15 protein-coding genes and 3 pseudogenes are annotated in these 14,596 nt (G+C 59.5%); 10 read left to right on the top strand and 8 right to left on the bottom strand.

Annotated elements, in window-relative coordinates:
- From ACRYA2_RS15765 to ACRYA2_RS15755, 3 genes are all read left to right on the top strand, one after another.
- The gene (locus ACRYA2_RS15765; RefSeq protein ID WP_433630077.1) at positions 1–999 is read left to right on the top strand and encodes a sulfite exporter TauE/SafE family protein; all 999 of its coding nucleotides are present in this window, start codon (positions 1–3) and stop codon (positions 997–999) included.
- 66 nt (positions 1,000–1,065) lie between these two features.
- Positions 1,066–1,470, top strand: coding sequence for a helix-turn-helix domain-containing protein (locus ACRYA2_RS15760; protein WP_433630074.1), 405 nt, complete (start codon positions 1,066–1,068; stop codon positions 1,468–1,470).
- Between the two features lie 186 nt (positions 1,471–1,656).
- Complete coding sequence (locus tag ACRYA2_RS15755; protein ID WP_433630071.1) at positions 1,657–1,884, top strand: hypothetical protein; 228 nt, start codon at positions 1,657–1,659, stop codon at positions 1,882–1,884.
- Between the two features lie 58 nt (positions 1,885–1,942).
- Here ACRYA2_RS15755 and ACRYA2_RS15750 read toward each other — a convergent pair whose 3' ends face one another.
- The 3 genes from ACRYA2_RS15750 to ACRYA2_RS15740 all read right to left on the bottom strand — a co-directional run bounded on the left by ACRYA2_RS15750 (position 1,943) and on the right by ACRYA2_RS15740 (position 5,434).
- Entirely contained in the window at positions 1,943–3,085 is a 1,143-nt protein-coding gene (locus ACRYA2_RS15750) for an acyl-CoA dehydrogenase family protein (RefSeq protein WP_433630069.1), read from the bottom strand.
- A gap of 316 nt (positions 3,086–3,401) precedes the next feature.
- Complete coding sequence (gene epsC / locus ACRYA2_RS15745; protein WP_433630066.1) at positions 3,402–4,286, bottom strand: serine O-acetyltransferase EpsC; 885 nt, start codon at positions 4,284–4,286, stop codon at positions 3,402–3,404.
- Between the two features lie 365 nt (positions 4,287–4,651).
- Positions 4,652–5,434, bottom strand: a complete 783-nt coding sequence (locus ACRYA2_RS15740; protein WP_433630063.1) for a DUF8170 family protein — start codon at positions 5,432–5,434, stop codon at positions 4,652–4,654.
- A gap of 115 nt (positions 5,435–5,549) precedes the next feature.
- Between ACRYA2_RS15740 and ACRYA2_RS15735 the strand changes: the two genes are divergently transcribed.
- Both ACRYA2_RS15735 and ACRYA2_RS15730 read left to right on the top strand, forming a co-directional pair.
- Positions 5,550–6,026 (top strand): ArsR family transcriptional regulator, encoded by a 477-nt coding sequence (locus ACRYA2_RS15735; protein ID WP_433630061.1) that lies wholly within the window; start codon positions 5,550–5,552, stop codon positions 6,024–6,026.
- 198 nt (positions 6,027–6,224) lie between these two features.
- Positions 6,225–6,851: pseudogene (locus ACRYA2_RS15730) on the top strand (IS200/IS605 family accessory protein TnpB-related protein); the annotation flags it as partial.
- A gap of 54 nt (positions 6,852–6,905) precedes the next feature.
- Here the strand turns inward: ACRYA2_RS15730 and ACRYA2_RS15725 are convergent.
- Complete coding sequence (locus ACRYA2_RS15725) at positions 6,906–7,691, bottom strand: hypothetical protein (protein WP_433630059.1); 786 nt, start codon at positions 7,689–7,691, stop codon at positions 6,906–6,908.
- Positions 7,692–7,919: 228 nt separating this feature from the next.
- Between ACRYA2_RS15725 and ACRYA2_RS15720 the strand changes: the two genes are divergently transcribed.
- Together ACRYA2_RS15720 and ACRYA2_RS15715 are read left to right on the top strand one after the other, a co-directional pair.
- Positions 7,920–8,591, top strand: a complete 672-nt coding sequence (locus ACRYA2_RS15720) for a helix-turn-helix domain-containing protein (protein WP_433630056.1) — start codon at positions 7,920–7,922, stop codon at positions 8,589–8,591.
- Entirely contained in the window at positions 8,588–9,283 is a 696-nt protein-coding gene (locus ACRYA2_RS15715; protein WP_433630054.1) for a nucleotidyltransferase domain-containing protein, read from the top strand. The genes ACRYA2_RS15720 and ACRYA2_RS15715 overlap by 4 nt, the downstream gene beginning before the upstream one ends.
- A gap of 125 nt (positions 9,284–9,408) precedes the next feature.
- Here ACRYA2_RS15715 and ACRYA2_RS15710 read toward each other — a convergent pair whose 3' ends face one another.
- From ACRYA2_RS15710 to ACRYA2_RS15700, 3 genes and pseudogenes are all read right to left on the bottom strand, one after another.
- On the bottom strand, positions 9,409–10,338 hold the full coding sequence (locus tag ACRYA2_RS15710; protein ID WP_433630051.1) for an ArdC-like ssDNA-binding domain-containing protein: 930 nt from the start codon (positions 10,336–10,338) through the stop codon (positions 9,409–9,411).
- An 87-nt stretch (positions 10,339–10,425) separates the two neighbouring features.
- Positions 10,426–10,773 carry a DUF8013 domain-containing protein gene (locus ACRYA2_RS15705; RefSeq protein WP_433630048.1) on the bottom strand — a complete coding sequence of 116 codons (348 nt, stop codon included), beginning with the start codon at positions 10,771–10,773 and terminating at the stop codon, positions 10,426–10,428.
- A gap of 57 nt (positions 10,774–10,830) precedes the next feature.
- Positions 10,831–11,156 (bottom strand): annotated as a pseudogene (locus ACRYA2_RS15700) (zinc ribbon domain-containing protein); the annotation flags it as partial.
- A 192-nt stretch (positions 11,157–11,348) separates the two neighbouring features.
- On the opposite strand from ACRYA2_RS15700, the gene ACRYA2_RS15695 reads away from it, so the two are divergent.
- Both ACRYA2_RS15695 and ACRYA2_RS15690 read left to right on the top strand, forming a co-directional pair.
- On the top strand, positions 11,349–11,855 hold the full coding sequence (locus ACRYA2_RS15695; protein ID WP_433630045.1) for an Lrp/AsnC family transcriptional regulator: 507 nt from the start codon (positions 11,349–11,351) through the stop codon (positions 11,853–11,855).
- Positions 11,856–12,049: 194 nt separating this feature from the next.
- Entirely contained in the window at positions 12,050–12,388 is a 339-nt protein-coding gene (locus ACRYA2_RS15690; protein ID WP_433630042.1) for a DUF7344 domain-containing protein, read from the top strand.
- Positions 12,389–12,985: 597 nt separating this feature from the next.
- On the opposite strand, the gene ACRYA2_RS15685 is transcribed toward ACRYA2_RS15690, so the two are convergent.
- On the bottom strand, positions 12,986–13,885 hold the full coding sequence (locus tag ACRYA2_RS15685) for a biosurfactant protein 1 (protein ID WP_433630039.1): 900 nt from the start codon (positions 13,883–13,885) through the stop codon (positions 12,986–12,988).
- A 136-nt stretch (positions 13,886–14,021) separates the two neighbouring features.
- Between ACRYA2_RS15685 and ACRYA2_RS15680 the strand changes: the two are divergent.
- Positions 14,022–14,573, top strand: a pseudogene (locus tag ACRYA2_RS15680) (DUF7342 family protein).
- Positions 14,574–14,596: the final 23 nt, after the last annotated feature.

The following is a 14,596-nucleotide window of genomic DNA, read 5'->3' as shown; positions in this document are numbered from 1 at the left end:
ATGGCGATCTTCGGCATGAGTCTCACGATGATCGCGGTGTTCGTGGGGTTCGGCCTGCTCATCGGGACTCTCTTCGGGTTCTTCGGGATGGGTGGGTCGTTCCTCGTGACGCCCGCGCTGCTCGTGATGGGCTATCCATCGACGGTCGCCGTCGGGAGTGGGCTGGCGTTCGTCTTCGGGACGAGCGTCATCGGCGCGCTTCGACACCGCGACCACGGGCAAGTCGACTACAAACTCGCGGTGATCATGACGATCGCCATGACTCTCGGCATCGAAGGTGGGAAGAGCGTCGTGTTCTTCCTCGAAGCGACTGGCATGGCCGATCTCATCATCAACGTCGCGTACGTCGGTCTCCTCGCGATAGTGGGACTGCTCACGCTCCGCGACGCGTGGTCCGATGACGAGGACGCCGAAACGAGTAGTGACCTCGCGGACCGCGTCCAGTCCATCCACATCCCGCCGATGGTGACGTTACGCGGTGGTGTCCGCGTCTCGGCGACCATCATCTTCGCGGTAGGACTCGTCATCGGCGTTCTCTCCGGATTCCTCGGCGTCGGCGGTGGGTTCCTCCTGATGCCTGCGATGATGTACGGGCTCGGCGTACCCGCAGCCATCGCCGTCGGGACGGACATCCTCCAGATTACGATTTCGGGCGCGTTCGGCGCATTCACGTACGCGCAATCCGGGTCCGTCGCGCTGCCCGTCGTCGGCTTCCTGCTCCTCGGGAGTTCGCTCGGTGCACGCATCGGGGCAGGGGCGACGAACCTTGTGGACGAAGACGAGATCAAGGGGTATTTCGCCGCGATGCTGCTGGCCGGGAGCGTGGCCGTCGCCGCGAACAAGCTCGGTACTGTCTACAGTATCGAGGTGCTCAACACCGTGAGTACCGTCCTCATCTTCGGGGCGGCGCTGTTCGTGAGCAGCGCGGTCATACTCGCTGCCATCTGTCGGCTCCGGGACGATCGGACTAGCACGTTGTGTCAGCTCACCACGTCATAGTCTGGTGTAGTATTGTACTAACCATACAAACTCTTTTGAGTCTGCGTCTCCTACTCCTAGTTAGTAATGACCGAATCAATGAGCGGGATGCTCCAAAAGGACATGCAATGCGAAGGGCTGCTAGAATGTTTCCACGATCTCAAGGAAATCGACACAGACATCTTCCAATTGCTTCACGAACGACAGAGACCTCTCACCGTCGATGAGATCGCTGAACAGGTCGAGCGTGAACGGTCGACCGCGTATCGGGCCGTCCAGCGGCTCCTCCAGACAGGCCTCATCGAGAAAGAGCAGGTGAACTACGAACAGGGCGGCTACTACCACGTTTACCGGCTGCGGTACGCCAAGGAGATTCCTAACGAAATGCAGCGAACGCTCAACGACTGGTACGCCCAAATGGTGCAGCTCATCGACGAGTTCAACGACAGGTACAGTGAAGAAACAGAGCCCGCTGCACCCGTAGAGAGTTAACCCGGTTGTTCACTTAGCCTGAACTCGAGGATGTCAAACGTAATCGACATATCCAACGTCCACTCCCCCAGCATTCCACGCCGTCCGCTCGTTTCCTCTAATCGGAGTTGCTAACAGCTGTGCCTCTCTTCCCGGAGGACGGCGTCACAGGGTTTTACCCGTTTTCTCCACAAATCTAGTAGTAGGATGGCTTCGAACGGTGAACCGACGCTCCCACCACTGGCCCAAGACGCCCTTGACGCGCTCGCGACAACAGCGCCGCACGACGACAGCTTTAGCTACGAGCGCGCCTATGCGACCCTCGCTGAAGAAGAGGACCTGAGCCAACCAGCCGCCGACGATATCATCGAACGCCTGCTGTTACGTGGGCATCTCTACGAAGTCGACGGCGAGCTTCGGCTCACCGAGCCGTGATGGGCGGCAAGGCTACTTCGCGGTCAAAATCCGGTCATAAAGACGTCAATTGAATAGTCTATACTCTAGGGTGGTCCTCGTAGATGGATTCACCGAGCGTGTCTTTGTGACCTTCGTTCGGTCCACCTGCAATCGTTAGCAGTCGGGCATCGCGTAGATAGCGTTCTACGTGCTGTTTCGTCGTATAGCCGATACCGCCGTGGAGTTGCATCGCATCGTTTGCGTTGTCGACAGCGGCTTGCGTCGCATGCACTTTTGCCATGCTGAACTCTCGGGTTGTATCCCGTCCCCGATCGGCGAGGTCGGCTGCCCGGAGCGTGAGCAGTCGAGCTGTATCGACCCGTTCCGCCATCTTGCTAACGTTCCACCTGACGCCCTGGAAATCAGAGATGGTCTGGTCGTACTGCTCACGCTGTTTCGTGTATTCGACTGTATCGTCTAGCGCAGCGCGAGCAATGCCGACACCTCGAGCAGGAACGTTCACGCCAGTCTTGATTTCACCCCGCTGAACGTATGCTTCACCGACGTCTCCAATCACGCGGTGGTCTGGGACGTGCACGTCAGAGAGCGTCGCTTTCGGAGATTTCACAGTGTTCGCACCGAGTGTGTCCCAGACTTCAGCTACTTCGAACTCGTCAGTCGGAACGAGAAACGCGCTAATGTTGTGTGGAGCCTCGTCGTCAGAGCCGGTTTTCGCGTACGTAAGGACAAAATCGGCGTGCAGGAAGTTGGTGATCCATCGTTTGTGGCCATTTAACACCCATTCATCTCCCTCTCGCTCAGCAGTCGTTTCCATCTCCAGTTTGTTGCTCCCGGCATTCTCTTCACTAAGTCCAAGAACACCGACTGTATCGTATGACGCCATTGCCGGCAGGAACCGATCTCGCTGCTGGTCAGTCCCGAACTCGTCGATGACTGTTGCAACACCGAGGTTGAGAGCGAGTGCGCTTGCAACAGGCATGAGCGCGGCGGATAACTCTTCGATGAGGAGTGAGAGTTCAACTAGACCGGCTCCCATCCCGCCGTATGCTTCGGGGAGAGTGATTCCTGTGTATCCTCGATGGCCTAATTCGTCGAGTATCTCGCTGGGATGCTCTTCGGTCTGATCGAGTTCGATAGCTTGGGGCTTGATCGTCTCTTGTGCATACTGACGGACGTCGTCGCGGAGCCTCTGCTGGGACTCTGTGAGCTGGAACTCCATCTGTTATCATGCAACCTTCTCGGTGGAGAGATACTAATATTCCCGCCGAGCATAACTATACTGCATTATCTCACACTTCTAACACCTTTTTCAAGGCGAGAACGCCACCCTTCAGGGCGGGCGTGAAGCCGACAACTCCTCCACAATCTACCGTCGGTTGCAATCCGGCGCCTGGGCCTGAACTCGGACTGATGAGCCTCGACTGCTGCACGAACGGCTAGCTCGAAGTATCCGGGGCGCGGGCACGTCATCCAGCGCGACGACCGTGAGCGCTGTGTCAACCAACTGGGTGGCCTTCACGAGAACGTAGCGGGGGTCAGTCCCTGGTCTCGCAGCCATTGGATTTGCGTTCTTGGTCGGGGTGTTCAGAGACGTACACCGTGGTATTCGCAGGGACGTTCTCCGTAATCCAGGAGTTGGCGCCGATGCTGACGTGATCGCCGACGGTGATAGCGCCGAGGACGTTCGTCCCGGCACCGATGACGACGTGGTCGCCGATGTCGGGGTGGCGCTTGTATCCCTTCTTGAGCGCGTGGTCGGCGCCCTCTTGTTCTTCGAAGTGGAGGGCGCCGAGAGTGACGTTCTGGTAGAGCCGGCACCAATCACCGATAGTGGCGGTCTCGCCGACGACGACGCCGGTGCCATGGTCGACGAAGAAGTAGTCCCCGATCTCGGCGCCGGGGTGGATGTCGATGCCCGTGTCGCTTTTGGCGGCCTCGGTGAGTTCGCGGGCGTACTCATGCGCGCCCTCTGTATAGAGTTCGTGGGCGACACGCTGGGCGACGATGGCGTGGAACCCCGGGTACGCCCGGATGACCTCGAGATAAGACTTCGCAGCGGGGTCGCCCTTGTACGCGGCCTCGACGTCGCGTTTGAGACGCTCTCTGATCTCGGGGAGGTCGTCGAGGACGACACTGATGCAGTCCCGGGGGTCGGCGTCGGCGGCGGCATACAGTCGGCAGCCCCGTATGAGCTGTTCGCCGAGCTCAGTGAGGGTCTCCTGGACGTCGTCGGGATCAGTGTGGTCTGCGTAGGCGTTCCAGCAGCTCGGGAAGAGGAGGCGGTGAAGGAGGTCGAGTTCGGTGCGCGCGTGCGAGGTTTCGGGGGCGGCACGCGGCTCGTGGACCGGGAACGGGGGCTCGTCGGCCTCGTAGGCGGCGACCAGAGCGTGGTGAGCGTTGCCGGTGTAGCGGTACTCCATCACTCTCCCCGTAAGCGGCTAGCCGGAAAGAGGCTATGGGATGCGGCGGCAGGTTCGACGTTCACGGGTTGGGCGGTCTGGCGAGGCACTCGGTGAAGGACTCCGGAAGTACCGAACGAGCTCGCCGCTCATGAACGTCGACAAACTCGGTGTTCTGCTCAGACCGGTGACCAGTAGGTGACAGACGTCACAGACCCTGATAAACTGCACCTCGAAGATGGTGTCACACGACGCACAGCGGCGGCCTGGCTTCACCCGGTGGTCGGGACAGACGCGGGGCGTCACGCTCATCGGCTCGGTACAGTCGGGACAGAGTCATCCCACAGCCGACATGATATCGTATTAGAATTAATACTAGAGTTGTCTTACCGTTGTTCCCATCTTGGTCTCGGTGACCCTGGAAGATCATCTGTAGCGTCGAGTAATTCTTCCTCAGTCGTCCAGGGATAACATCGCCCATGGAGCTCGAAGAGACGGAAGTCGTTCAGATGCACCCAGCTGTACGACGGGACCTCGATATCGTGTTCCCCAAGCATGGTCCTCACCGCATCGACCGAGATGTCGATTCTAGCTTGGTTTGCTCGTTCGACGAGCGCCTTGAGTTCTGCAGTCTTCGTCTCGTCATCGATATCGGTGGCAGCTATGATTTGCGCAGCAGCAGCGATTACATCACATTCGTCGGTGAGGTGGTCCTCCGTTTCCCACTGGTATGCGCGCGGGAAGGCGTACGCCTTTTCGAAGTACTCCGTTTCGCTCAGTTTGCCGAGTTCGTTGATTTCCCCGCCCGCATCTTGCTCGAACACGGCAGCCACGTAATCACAGAGTGTCGCCGTGATATGGAACTTTACGCGAAACTCTGGAAGTCGGGGGAGCTTAATGTCTGAGAGGTCCCCGATGAGGAAGGCATACGTTCCGTATCGGCGGTTCAGCCGATCACTGACTGCCCGAACTCGGCGGAGATACGGATCACGATAGCTTCCGAGGACGAGATACGCGGTTTGATCACGGTTGTAGATTGCCGGTGTTTCACTGTTTGCCCATGAGAGGATTCGCACGGCCTCCGTCGACCCGACGTCGAGCCCTCGTAAGGCCTGCTGCACAGCCTTCATGATCTCGCCCGAGTTTGGGGGAACGGATGGAGCACTCATAAGCGGGAACAGTACTGGCTGGGCAAAAGGCGTTTCTAACTGACTCAGTGTTTCCACGATTTTATTGACTTGGTCAACCCAAACCGTTATGCAGTCGAGCCCACTACTCTACAGTATGAGCGACACGGCCCCGGAAGGGTTCGAGGATCCCTTCGCAGAGCAGCAGCGAATGCGTGAGCTGCTCTCCCAGGAGACGCGCCATCTCATCTTGCAGTTGATCCTCGGTCACCCAGCACACCTCGCGTCGTTGGCCGAGCTCGACTACATGATTCCGAAGAACGATGCGGCCATCCTCGACCAGCTCGAGACACTCCAAGAGGCAGGAATCCTCGACGTCTACGTGCACGAACCCAACGTGTCGACGCGAGATCTCCCGTCAAAGTTCTGGGGACCGACCGAGCGCGGGGTCGAAATCCTCTACGAGCATAATTTCCTGCGGGGCGTCCCCATCGCAAGGGCAGTCTACGAGGAGACGGACAAATCTGAGCGGGTACGGCGCCACGAGGCTGCACCGCGACCGACACTTCCCGAAGCTGTGAGAGAGGCACTCGAATTCGACGAACCGGATATGGAAGAGGCTGAGGTTCTCTAGCGTCCTGTTAGGAAGGTCTCGAGGAGAGCAAGTTTTCGCTGCCTTCAGGTTGGCTAGTACTTCGAACGCCATATCCGTCGCTGCGACTGTTGGAAGCGATGGTGAATGGCTGCGAGCGTCTTTTCACCTTGGTTGGTATTCATGGTGTCTTTCCCGATGAATGTTCTCTCAGAGCTACCATGGTAGCTCTAAGCTACCGCTATCTTGGAGCTCCGCAAGACGTACTTCACGGCTACGCGTCGCCTGCAACGGCGCGAGAGCGAACGGATCGTCGAGGAGTACGGCGACAGCCTGTGGGAGCGCATCGATCACAGTATCCACCGTGTTTCTCGGCAGGTGGTCGAACGCGCCCAGCAGGTCAAGAACCCCATCCTGGTGCTGGAGAACCTCCAGTACATCCGTAAGAACATGGATTACGGCGCGTTCATGAATCGCCGGTTACACGGGTGGGCGTTCGCTAAACTTCACGCGCAGATCCAGTACAAGGCCGAGGAAGTCGGGATTCCCGTCGCAACAGTGAACCCTCGGAACACGTCGAAAGAGTGCCACGCCTGTGGTGAGAGAGGACTGCGCCCCGAGCAGGCGACGTTCCGGTGCACTAACGACGAGTGTTGGGTCGGGGAATATCAGGCGGACGTGAATGCTACACTCAACATTGCCGACCGCTACCGTAGCGGAGAGAGCCAGCCCCAAACCGGCCGGGATTCCGGTCAGAAGGCGGCTGGCGATGACTCGGCTACGGATGGAGCCTCATTGACCGGGCCACAAGACAGCCACGCCGATGCTGACACCCAGCACGTGACTCGTGGAACGGATGCGTCTTGAAACTAACAGGCCGCTCCGTTCGGCCTGGAATCCCGTGGTGGGATCCCCGCATCTTCAGGAGCGGGAGGAGGTCAATTCGTGGTCAACTCGGCGCATGTGTTTACACCCGCCGTCTGGTGTTCGCTGATCCCAGTCGGGACAGGTACACGACTCGCCGACCACATCTACTTCGTACCGATTCCCGGACGCCGACTGGACCTCGTAGCGGCCACCCTTTTCGAGCAGCGAGACGGCCATCGCTTCGTCAACGGCACGTCTGGTTCGCGGTTCGAGGTCGTCGTGCTGGGCCGAGTGCTCCGTGACGACTATCCGATCGTGCACGTCGCCGGTGCGGCCGCCGTCTGGGGCAACCGCAGCCTCGGGACCGTGGAGCCGATCCGCAAGCAGGGTTTCGACAGGATGCCCCTCCGGCCACAGGTAGTGGACTTCCCGACGCTCTCGATGGTCGTAGGACCCGCAGGCGGCTGCGCTCCCGGTCCAGACACGCCATGCCCCGAGTGCTGCCATCACGTTGACGGTGACTCGCGGAATAGCCTCGTACTCGTCGGGATAGAACACCCGGAAGCGGGTACACTCCTCTTGTGGCGGAACCGTCTCCCACCACTCGATGTCGTCACTCCAGCTCTCGCACATCGCCTTGTCCTCCCCGTATCCGACGGTCACGCCGTCGACCTGCGGCACGTCCACCGGCATCTCATCCGTCTCCCCTTCGAATAGCCGAAGCACGGCGTACCGAAGATACTCGTGTTCTGGATGGTCCGTGGACTGGGCAACTTTGTCGTGGTGCTCCGTGACCCGCTCCGCCTCTTCGAGAACGGTGGTGAGATACTGGTCGGTCATAAGTCGATGGAGACGGGAATGCGCCTCCGCCCTTCGGCGGGCGCAGATAAACGTACCCAACGAATAGCGGTCAGTCGTATTCTCCGTTGGTTACTTCATCTCAGCTCGAATGCTGAGCCGGATCGGACTGCCGGAGCCGAGGGTGGTATATCTGTATAGAGATAATACTGTAGAGAATACGAGGGACAAGACTAATACTGTTAGCTACGATACCGATAACTAGCGATGATGGAGTACGTCGACGAGACCGCGGCGAAGATCATGGTCGCGGTCCGGCCGGGCGACTCGATCCGGCGGATCGCCCAGAAGATCGACGGCTCCTACTCGTGGGTGTACGAGTGGATCGAGCGGTTGGAGGACGCAGGCTTCATCCGCCGCGATGACGGCGTCTACATCGAGAAGTACTCTGTCAGGGATCGCTACTACGATCTCGTCGCGGCCATTTCCCGCTCTGTTCCCCCCTCGATCGACGATGGCTACGTTATTCCGCACTTCGCCGGAATGCCGTTCGCGTACACGAAAATCGACGGCGTCTACGTCTGGACCCACGGCGGCTATCAGATCGCCCGCGGCCACGACGATTATCCGATCTTCATCCAGGTCGCCGACCAGGACGTCGAACAGTGGACGGCGTTCTTTGATGAGTTCGGGATTCCGAGCCGGATCGAAGAGCGGCCGGATGCGACCGACTACGACGCGACCGTCTCGTACGTGTTGTTCCCGACGAGTGGGGACATCACTCGCGAGTGGGTCGACGGCAATCCAGTCATTCCGTTGGACGAGACGATCGAGCACATGTTGGAGTACCGGGTGAACTACGAACCAGCGTTGGAGATGATCGCCGACGAGTACGACCGCGATATCGACGCGTCCCACGAAGATCCGCGTTTGAACGCATGAGCCTCGGCGAACGCGAAGACGAGTTGCTGGACACCTTGGAGGCAGTCATTGACGCTGACCTGCCGTACGTGCTCGTCGGTGGGTGGGCGATCGCGGCGTTCAATCAGCGCTTCACCTCGGACGTCGACGTGGTCATTCCGGCGCAGTCGGTCGACGACTACACCGAGCTTCTCACCGACCGCGGCTATGAGAAAACGGCCGATGTCGAGCGAAACGACCTCTATGAGGGCCGTACCATCCGGTTTGAGAAGGACATCGGGAATCCGGTTCGGTTCGACGCGATGGTCGACGCGCTGGGCTGTCGCCAGACAGAGGCTGAGTGGTCGTATCGTTATCTGGCACAGCACTCCGTCACCGAGGAATTGCGAACCGGCCGCCCGGTAACAGCCAGGATTCCGGAACGGGAACTGCTGTTCGCGGTAAAACTCCACAGTGGACGCAAGGCAGACTCCCGGGATCTGGTGGTGCTTGCTGCTGGCGCAGATTTCGACCGGATCGCGACCCATCTGCATCGCGGGGAGTCCAAGAAGCTCGCTGGTCGCATCGAGACTGTCCTCGACCGACTCACGTCGGAGGATTTCGCGGACGCATTCAAGGGTGTCTTCGAACAACAAACGGTTCCCGACCAGGATATCGATGCTATCGTCGAGTTCCTCCGTGACCAGCAGCGCCGAATCGATTCCGAATCATAACATCGACTGTCGGTGGGGTATGTCTCGGGACCGACCGAAACACGCGGAGTCGAACGCTGAACGAATTAACCAACAGAGTGGGAATAGTACCCCAGACGTTGGTTAACAGCTTGGGGGAGGGGTGTTCAGCCCTCGGCGACCGTCCCGATGATCTCCTGCGCAGTCGAACTAATCCGGCCGAGACGATCCTGGATCACCTCGGGATCGTCCTCCTGCCACGCGGCGAGATAGAACGCCGATCCGCTCGTATCCAACCCGCAATACCGACCAACGATGTACGCGACGGCCTCCGCTTCGACTTCACGCTTCGACCGCTCAGTCTCGTCGTCAACGTCGAAATGGAGCAGTGCGTGGGCGTACTCGTGAATTAGCGTGACCGCGGGGTCGGCCTGATTCGTCCGTGCTTTCGCCTCCACGATCGGCGTGAAATCATGGATGTCTCGTTGTTTGCAGACGCCCTTCGCGTCGCCATGGTCCCACTCGTCAGCATCGACGATGTGCACCGTCACGCCGAGCTCATCCGCCGCCTCTGTGAGGACAGGTACGAGGTCCTCGGCGTCGCCCGTCGCCTCCGTTTCTAGGTCGGGAAGCGGTTCGCCCTCGGTCTGGGAGATGTCGAAGACAGCTGCCGGTTTGAATCCCACAAGCCCTTTCGACCACTCCTCGGGTGGTGTCTCGTCATACTCACAGTCGCTGTCTTCGTAGTAGCTGGGCGAGTTCTCGCACTCCGGGCACTGCTTCGTGATGATCGGCGCCCAGATCCAGATGGCCGACTCGCCCTCCGTGACGTGCCGGTCAAACTCCTCCTGCCACGTCTGGTAGCCCGCCACGCGGGTTGCCTCGGGACACTGGCGCTTGATCAGGAGCGTATTCCGGTAGGAATAGTCGTGGAACCGACTCTGGACGTCGAGCCATTCTTGAAGCTCCGCGCTGGTCTGTGCGTCATCGACGCCAGTGACGAGCTCGTCGATCCACTGTTCGATGGTGCTGTTCATCTCGTCGGATCGCGTGTCGGTCTGATCGAAGGTAACCGACGAATCGCTGGTCGTAGCCATTGTGTTCACCAAATCGAGTTCACGGCGACTGCGGCAGTTCAGAATGCGCCGCACCCCTCAGGGGCGAAGAAAAAACTGAGCTGTCAGTCAGCTGAGTTCATGGGGTTCGTCCGCGAAGCCGACCATGACGAGGTACTCGAGGAACTCGTCGAACCGCTCGACGTCGCTGGGCATGTCGGTCGCAAGGTGACGCGCCCACTCAATGGCCCATTGGAAGGCAAGATTCGTTCCACCCTTGCCGTGGATGTACCACCAGCGAGCCGCTTTCAGCACGACGAGCGGGTTCGTCGGCGGGTGTTCACCAGCCAGTCCACGGGTGATGGACTCGATTTCGTCGGGAACGTCGGCCGGATCGATCTCCTCTGATTGTGTGTTGTCGATATCGACTGGGATGTCGTCGATTGAGACGTTGTCGGCACTCTGTTGTTGACTCACTGGAATTGACATCCTCCCACGGCTGAAGCCGCGGAATTCCTCCGATGAGGATATTGGCTATGCCGCACCCACGGAGGCAAGTTTCCCGTCCCCGGTACTCCAGTTTATGCGCTCCTCGTTGGGACGTGCCCTCTCGGGAGAGCGTGGTGACTCCGACCAGATATGTCATCCCACTTGAGGCACATGGGCCGTGCCATCGACCCAACTTTCAGGTTCGTATCAGCCTGTTGTTCGAGGAAGGTCCGGGAGGCATCAAGGTCTGCGTGCCCCTCGTAGCCACACGAACAGCGGAACTGGTCGCCGTTCGGCTCCGTCCCCTCTCGTTCGCCACACACTGGACACTCCGCCGTCGTGTACGCTTCTGAGCGGACTTCGACTGTGATCTACGCGTGGTTTTAGACGCTCATCGCGGCTACGCTATCCCTCATCGTCGCGGGGGCTGACTCCGCACGTACGTTGACGGACTAACGGGGACCACTCGGAGAGACCATTACCTTATTCGGTGAATGCGTCGGGATAGAGGGTGGCGTACCCGGTGGAAATTGGTTAGTAATCACCGTGCCGTACCCTCTGCTATGGGACGAAATCTGGACGATGTCGACCGGAGCATCCTCTACCTGCTTCAAGAAGACGCTCGAAACAGTACTGCCCAGGAGATCGCCGATAGCGTTGGTGTCTCCCCCAGTACCGTCCGCAACCGCATCGACCAGCTTGAAGCGGACGGCATCATCCAAGGCTACCATCCGGAGATTGATTACGAAGCTGCCAACCTTCCGTTGCAGGTGACCTTCGTTATCTCGGCACCGCCGACTAACCTCGCCGAGATCTCGGAACAGATCCGCCGCATTCAGGGGATCATCGACGTTCGAGAGATGCTCACCGGTAGACGCAATCTCCACGCTGACGTGGTCGGGACGAGTACGGCCGACATCACGAGAATTACCGATGCAATCCACGACCTCGGCATTGAAATCGAGAGTTCGGAGATGATGCGGCGGCGGCACGTCCAGCCGTTCAATCACTTCTTCCTGCAAGGAACAGAGGACATGAGCGCTCGCGCCGAGGACGCAGACGACGAATAATTCCCCCACCTGAGCCACCCCCACACTACTCTCAATATCCACAGAATAACCTCTGACAAACAGTAGAATCCACATCGGACATTCCAGAAGCCACAGATATAGTGGAGTTCAACTGTGAAAGGCAGAATTAATCAGCATGCTCTCACAATAGCATTATCCGTACGTAGTATCTATCGGGGGGAAGGAGAGGACTAGTGAGGGAGCGGCCGTCCTTCATGGTGAACTCCTATGAGGACACTATGAATAACAATTCCTTCGATGCGCTGGGGAACGAACATCGCCGGGAACTCTTAGTCGAACTCCTCGACGAGAATCCCCTGAGCGACACCGTTCAGGACTCGCTGGACGTGGATTCGGAGCCAGGGGAGTCCGAACAGGAATTGCAGATCGCGATGTACCATCTGCACCTCCCCAAGCTCGTTGACTACGGGTTCATCGGTTGGAACAAGGATACCCACGAGGTCGTCAAAGGGCCACGGTTCGAGGAGATTCGCCCGCTTCTCGAATTCGTCGACGACTCGACCGAGAGCTAACCGGCGCGAAGCGTTTCCCCCGTCGATTACCACGGCGACGAGCAACGGCTTCTCCAACTGGTGCTCTGTGTAAGTCGGCTCGACTCCCGACTGAGGTCTCTTCCAGCAGTGCCGTCATTTGCCTGGCCCCGACAGGACTATTCGTCTGACTCCCCCAGAACGAGTACGGATCGAGATTTACATACTGTGCGTTCTACCCCCGCTGCTGGCGGGGTTCATGAACGCCGACGGTCGTGTCGCGGTGGCATAGTTCATTCGCGTGGTCGGCACGCGGGGAACGTCACAGAGTGACTCTGCGTTCCGCATCAGGAGACCACTCATCCATGACCGAAGATACAGCGACGCGGCAAGCCCTGCGTAGCGCGACGCCCCATCACGGCCGTTCAGCGTCCCCACCGGGACCACCGACTCACGGACGCTATCCTCTCAGAGGGCCACCTCAATGAGTATCGTCGTCACGGAGCTAACCGTGCCGAGCAACGCCTTCGGTTAGGGCAGGTACTCCGCGATCACGGGGACGTTCGTATCGACCTGACGCAACTCGTCCCAATCGGTGAGTCTCTCATCCCGTACTTCTGGGCCGAGACCCTTTGTTGGTTAGGGCGGACAGCGCGTCGATGGATTCGGCCCATAGCGACACGCCCCACACTCTCGACATTCCCAGATCGGTTGTCCTGACCAGGTGTCGTCGGGGAGCGATTCGTGAGTGTGGAACCGATGGTCGGTTTCGCCGCCGCAGTGGTGACACTCGAGCTGCTCCCTCGTCGGAATGCCGGGTGACTGGTCGCCCCGGTCTCTGTCCTCGCTCGATTCCTTGAGATCGATCCCGGGCACCAGCCATAACGGGTCGTCGGCGTTCTCGAGCATCGTGTCGAGACACGATTCAGCCGAGAGGGCGTCCCCACTTTCATCGTAGAGGCGCGCCTTGGCCTCGTACGCCCCTGCTAACGTCGCACCGCCCTGGCCACCCATTCGTTCGCGGATGGCAGTGAGCAGCTGCTCACCGGCAGCTAAGGTAACCGTCGTCGCGTCCGGCAGCGACGGCCAACGGTCGACCAGTTGTGGCGCAGGCTCCTCCTCGAGGTCGTAAATGAGTCGATGTTCCTCGACGGCCTCCGCGGTCTCGCTGCCGACGAGCAGATTTCCGGCTGCGGCACTCTTCGCCACAGCGCCGTAGAACGTCGACGACTCGACGAGCGTGAACACGATTCCCACGAGTGTTGGTTCCTGGCCAGTATCCGTCGTCGCGGTGGCCATGCCGCCGAGATGGTTGGTGAGACAGAACCGGCATTTCGTCTGCCCGTCTGGGACTGACGCCCCACAGGACCGACACGTTCCGCCGGTGTCTGTCGGCTCGTCGGGGTAGCCTCCCGTACTCGTCGCCACGCGTTGCCGCCGGGGGTCACCATCACACCCTTCGTTGAGCTTCTCATCCGGAATGTGGGACCCCTCACCGATTGGCCGCAGTTCCTCAAAGTCAGAATATCGGTTGTACATCGATTGGCTCGTAGGTTCTGCCGGGATGGTATTTCAACATCAGGGTGACCGTGCTCGCGACTACTTCTGGATTATACGCGAAGACACAAACATATCTGAGAGCCGGGCGCGAACACTGTTGCTAGAGGTGCCCAGTATGTCCGAGTCTCCGGGAGATGGGGTCCAGTCGTGGACCGAGTCGATGAGCGCCCGCGACCGCATTCGAGCGGTCGCCGAGATGCTTCGTGAACCCCGTTCAGTCAACTGAATCAGCGAGCAGGCCGACGCCGCCTGGAGCACGACCAACGAGGAACTCTAGGCGCTCGTCGAGCAGGGCCAGCTACGCCGCGTCGAGGCCGGCGAGACGACGCGCTATCAGCCGGACTACACGCGACTGCTCTTCGAGGAAATCCGCACGCTCATCGAGGAGAACACGCGCGAGGAGCTTCGCAACGAATTGGCCGCGATCACCGAAGAGATCGAGGAGTGGCAGGCGACCTACGACGTCGAGATGTGGGAGGATCTCGAACAGTCGCTCGCCGACGGCGACCTTGCAAGTGACGAGCTACGCGACCGCCGCGACGTCATCGCGTTCTGGCGCGAGAACGAGGAAGATCGCCGCCTCATCAAGCACGCGTTGGCACTCTACTCGGATGTCGAAGCCGCCCGCGAACAGATGACCGCCGTGGCCGACCGCGCCACGCGGTAACTCTCAGTTCAGACAATATGCTC

It is taken from the genome of Halomicrococcus pelagicus, from assembly GCF_050954125.1.
The sequence above is the reverse complement of the archived record's forward strand: the minus strand, read 5'-3'. Positions and strand labels throughout refer to the sequence as shown.

Excerpts from the sequence above, each read along its gene's own strand:
- ACRYA2_RS15765 (WP_433630077.1), top strand. The coding sequence starts at position 1 with ATGGCGATCTTCGGCATGAGTCTCACGATGATCGCGGTGTTCGTGGGG.
- ACRYA2_RS15760 (WP_433630074.1), top strand. The coding sequence starts at position 1,066 with ATGACCGAATCAATGAGCGGGATGCTCCAAAAGGACATGCAATGCGAA.
- ACRYA2_RS15755 (WP_433630071.1), top strand. The coding sequence starts at position 1,657 with ATGGCTTCGAACGGTGAACCGACGCTCCCACCACTGGCCCAAGACGCC.
- ACRYA2_RS15750 (WP_433630069.1), bottom strand. The coding sequence starts at position 3,085 with ATGGAGTTCCAGCTCACAGAGTCCCAGCAGAGGCTCCGCGACGACGTC.
- epsC (WP_433630066.1), bottom strand. The coding sequence starts at position 4,286 with ATGGAGTACCGCTACACCGGCAACGCTCACCACGCTCTGGTCGCCGCC.
- ACRYA2_RS15740 (WP_433630063.1), bottom strand. The coding sequence starts at position 5,434 with ATGAGTGCTCCATCCGTTCCCCCAAACTCGGGCGAGATCATGAAGGCT.
- ACRYA2_RS15735 (WP_433630061.1), top strand. The coding sequence starts at position 5,550 with ATGAGCGACACGGCCCCGGAAGGGTTCGAGGATCCCTTCGCAGAGCAG.
- ACRYA2_RS15725 (WP_433630059.1), bottom strand. The coding sequence starts at position 7,691 with ATGACCGACCAGTATCTCACCACCGTTCTCGAAGAGGCGGAGCGGGTC.
- ACRYA2_RS15720 (WP_433630056.1), top strand. The coding sequence starts at position 7,920 with ATGGAGTACGTCGACGAGACCGCGGCGAAGATCATGGTCGCGGTCCGG.
- ACRYA2_RS15715 (WP_433630054.1), top strand. The coding sequence starts at position 8,588 with ATGAGCCTCGGCGAACGCGAAGACGAGTTGCTGGACACCTTGGAGGCA.
- ACRYA2_RS15710 (WP_433630051.1), bottom strand. The coding sequence starts at position 10,338 with ATGGCTACGACCAGCGATTCGTCGGTTACCTTCGATCAGACCGACACG.
- ACRYA2_RS15695 (WP_433630045.1), top strand. The coding sequence starts at position 11,349 with ATGGGACGAAATCTGGACGATGTCGACCGGAGCATCCTCTACCTGCTT.
- ACRYA2_RS15685 (WP_433630039.1), bottom strand. The coding sequence starts at position 13,885 with ATGTACAACCGATATTCTGACTTTGAGGAACTGCGGCCAATCGGTGAG.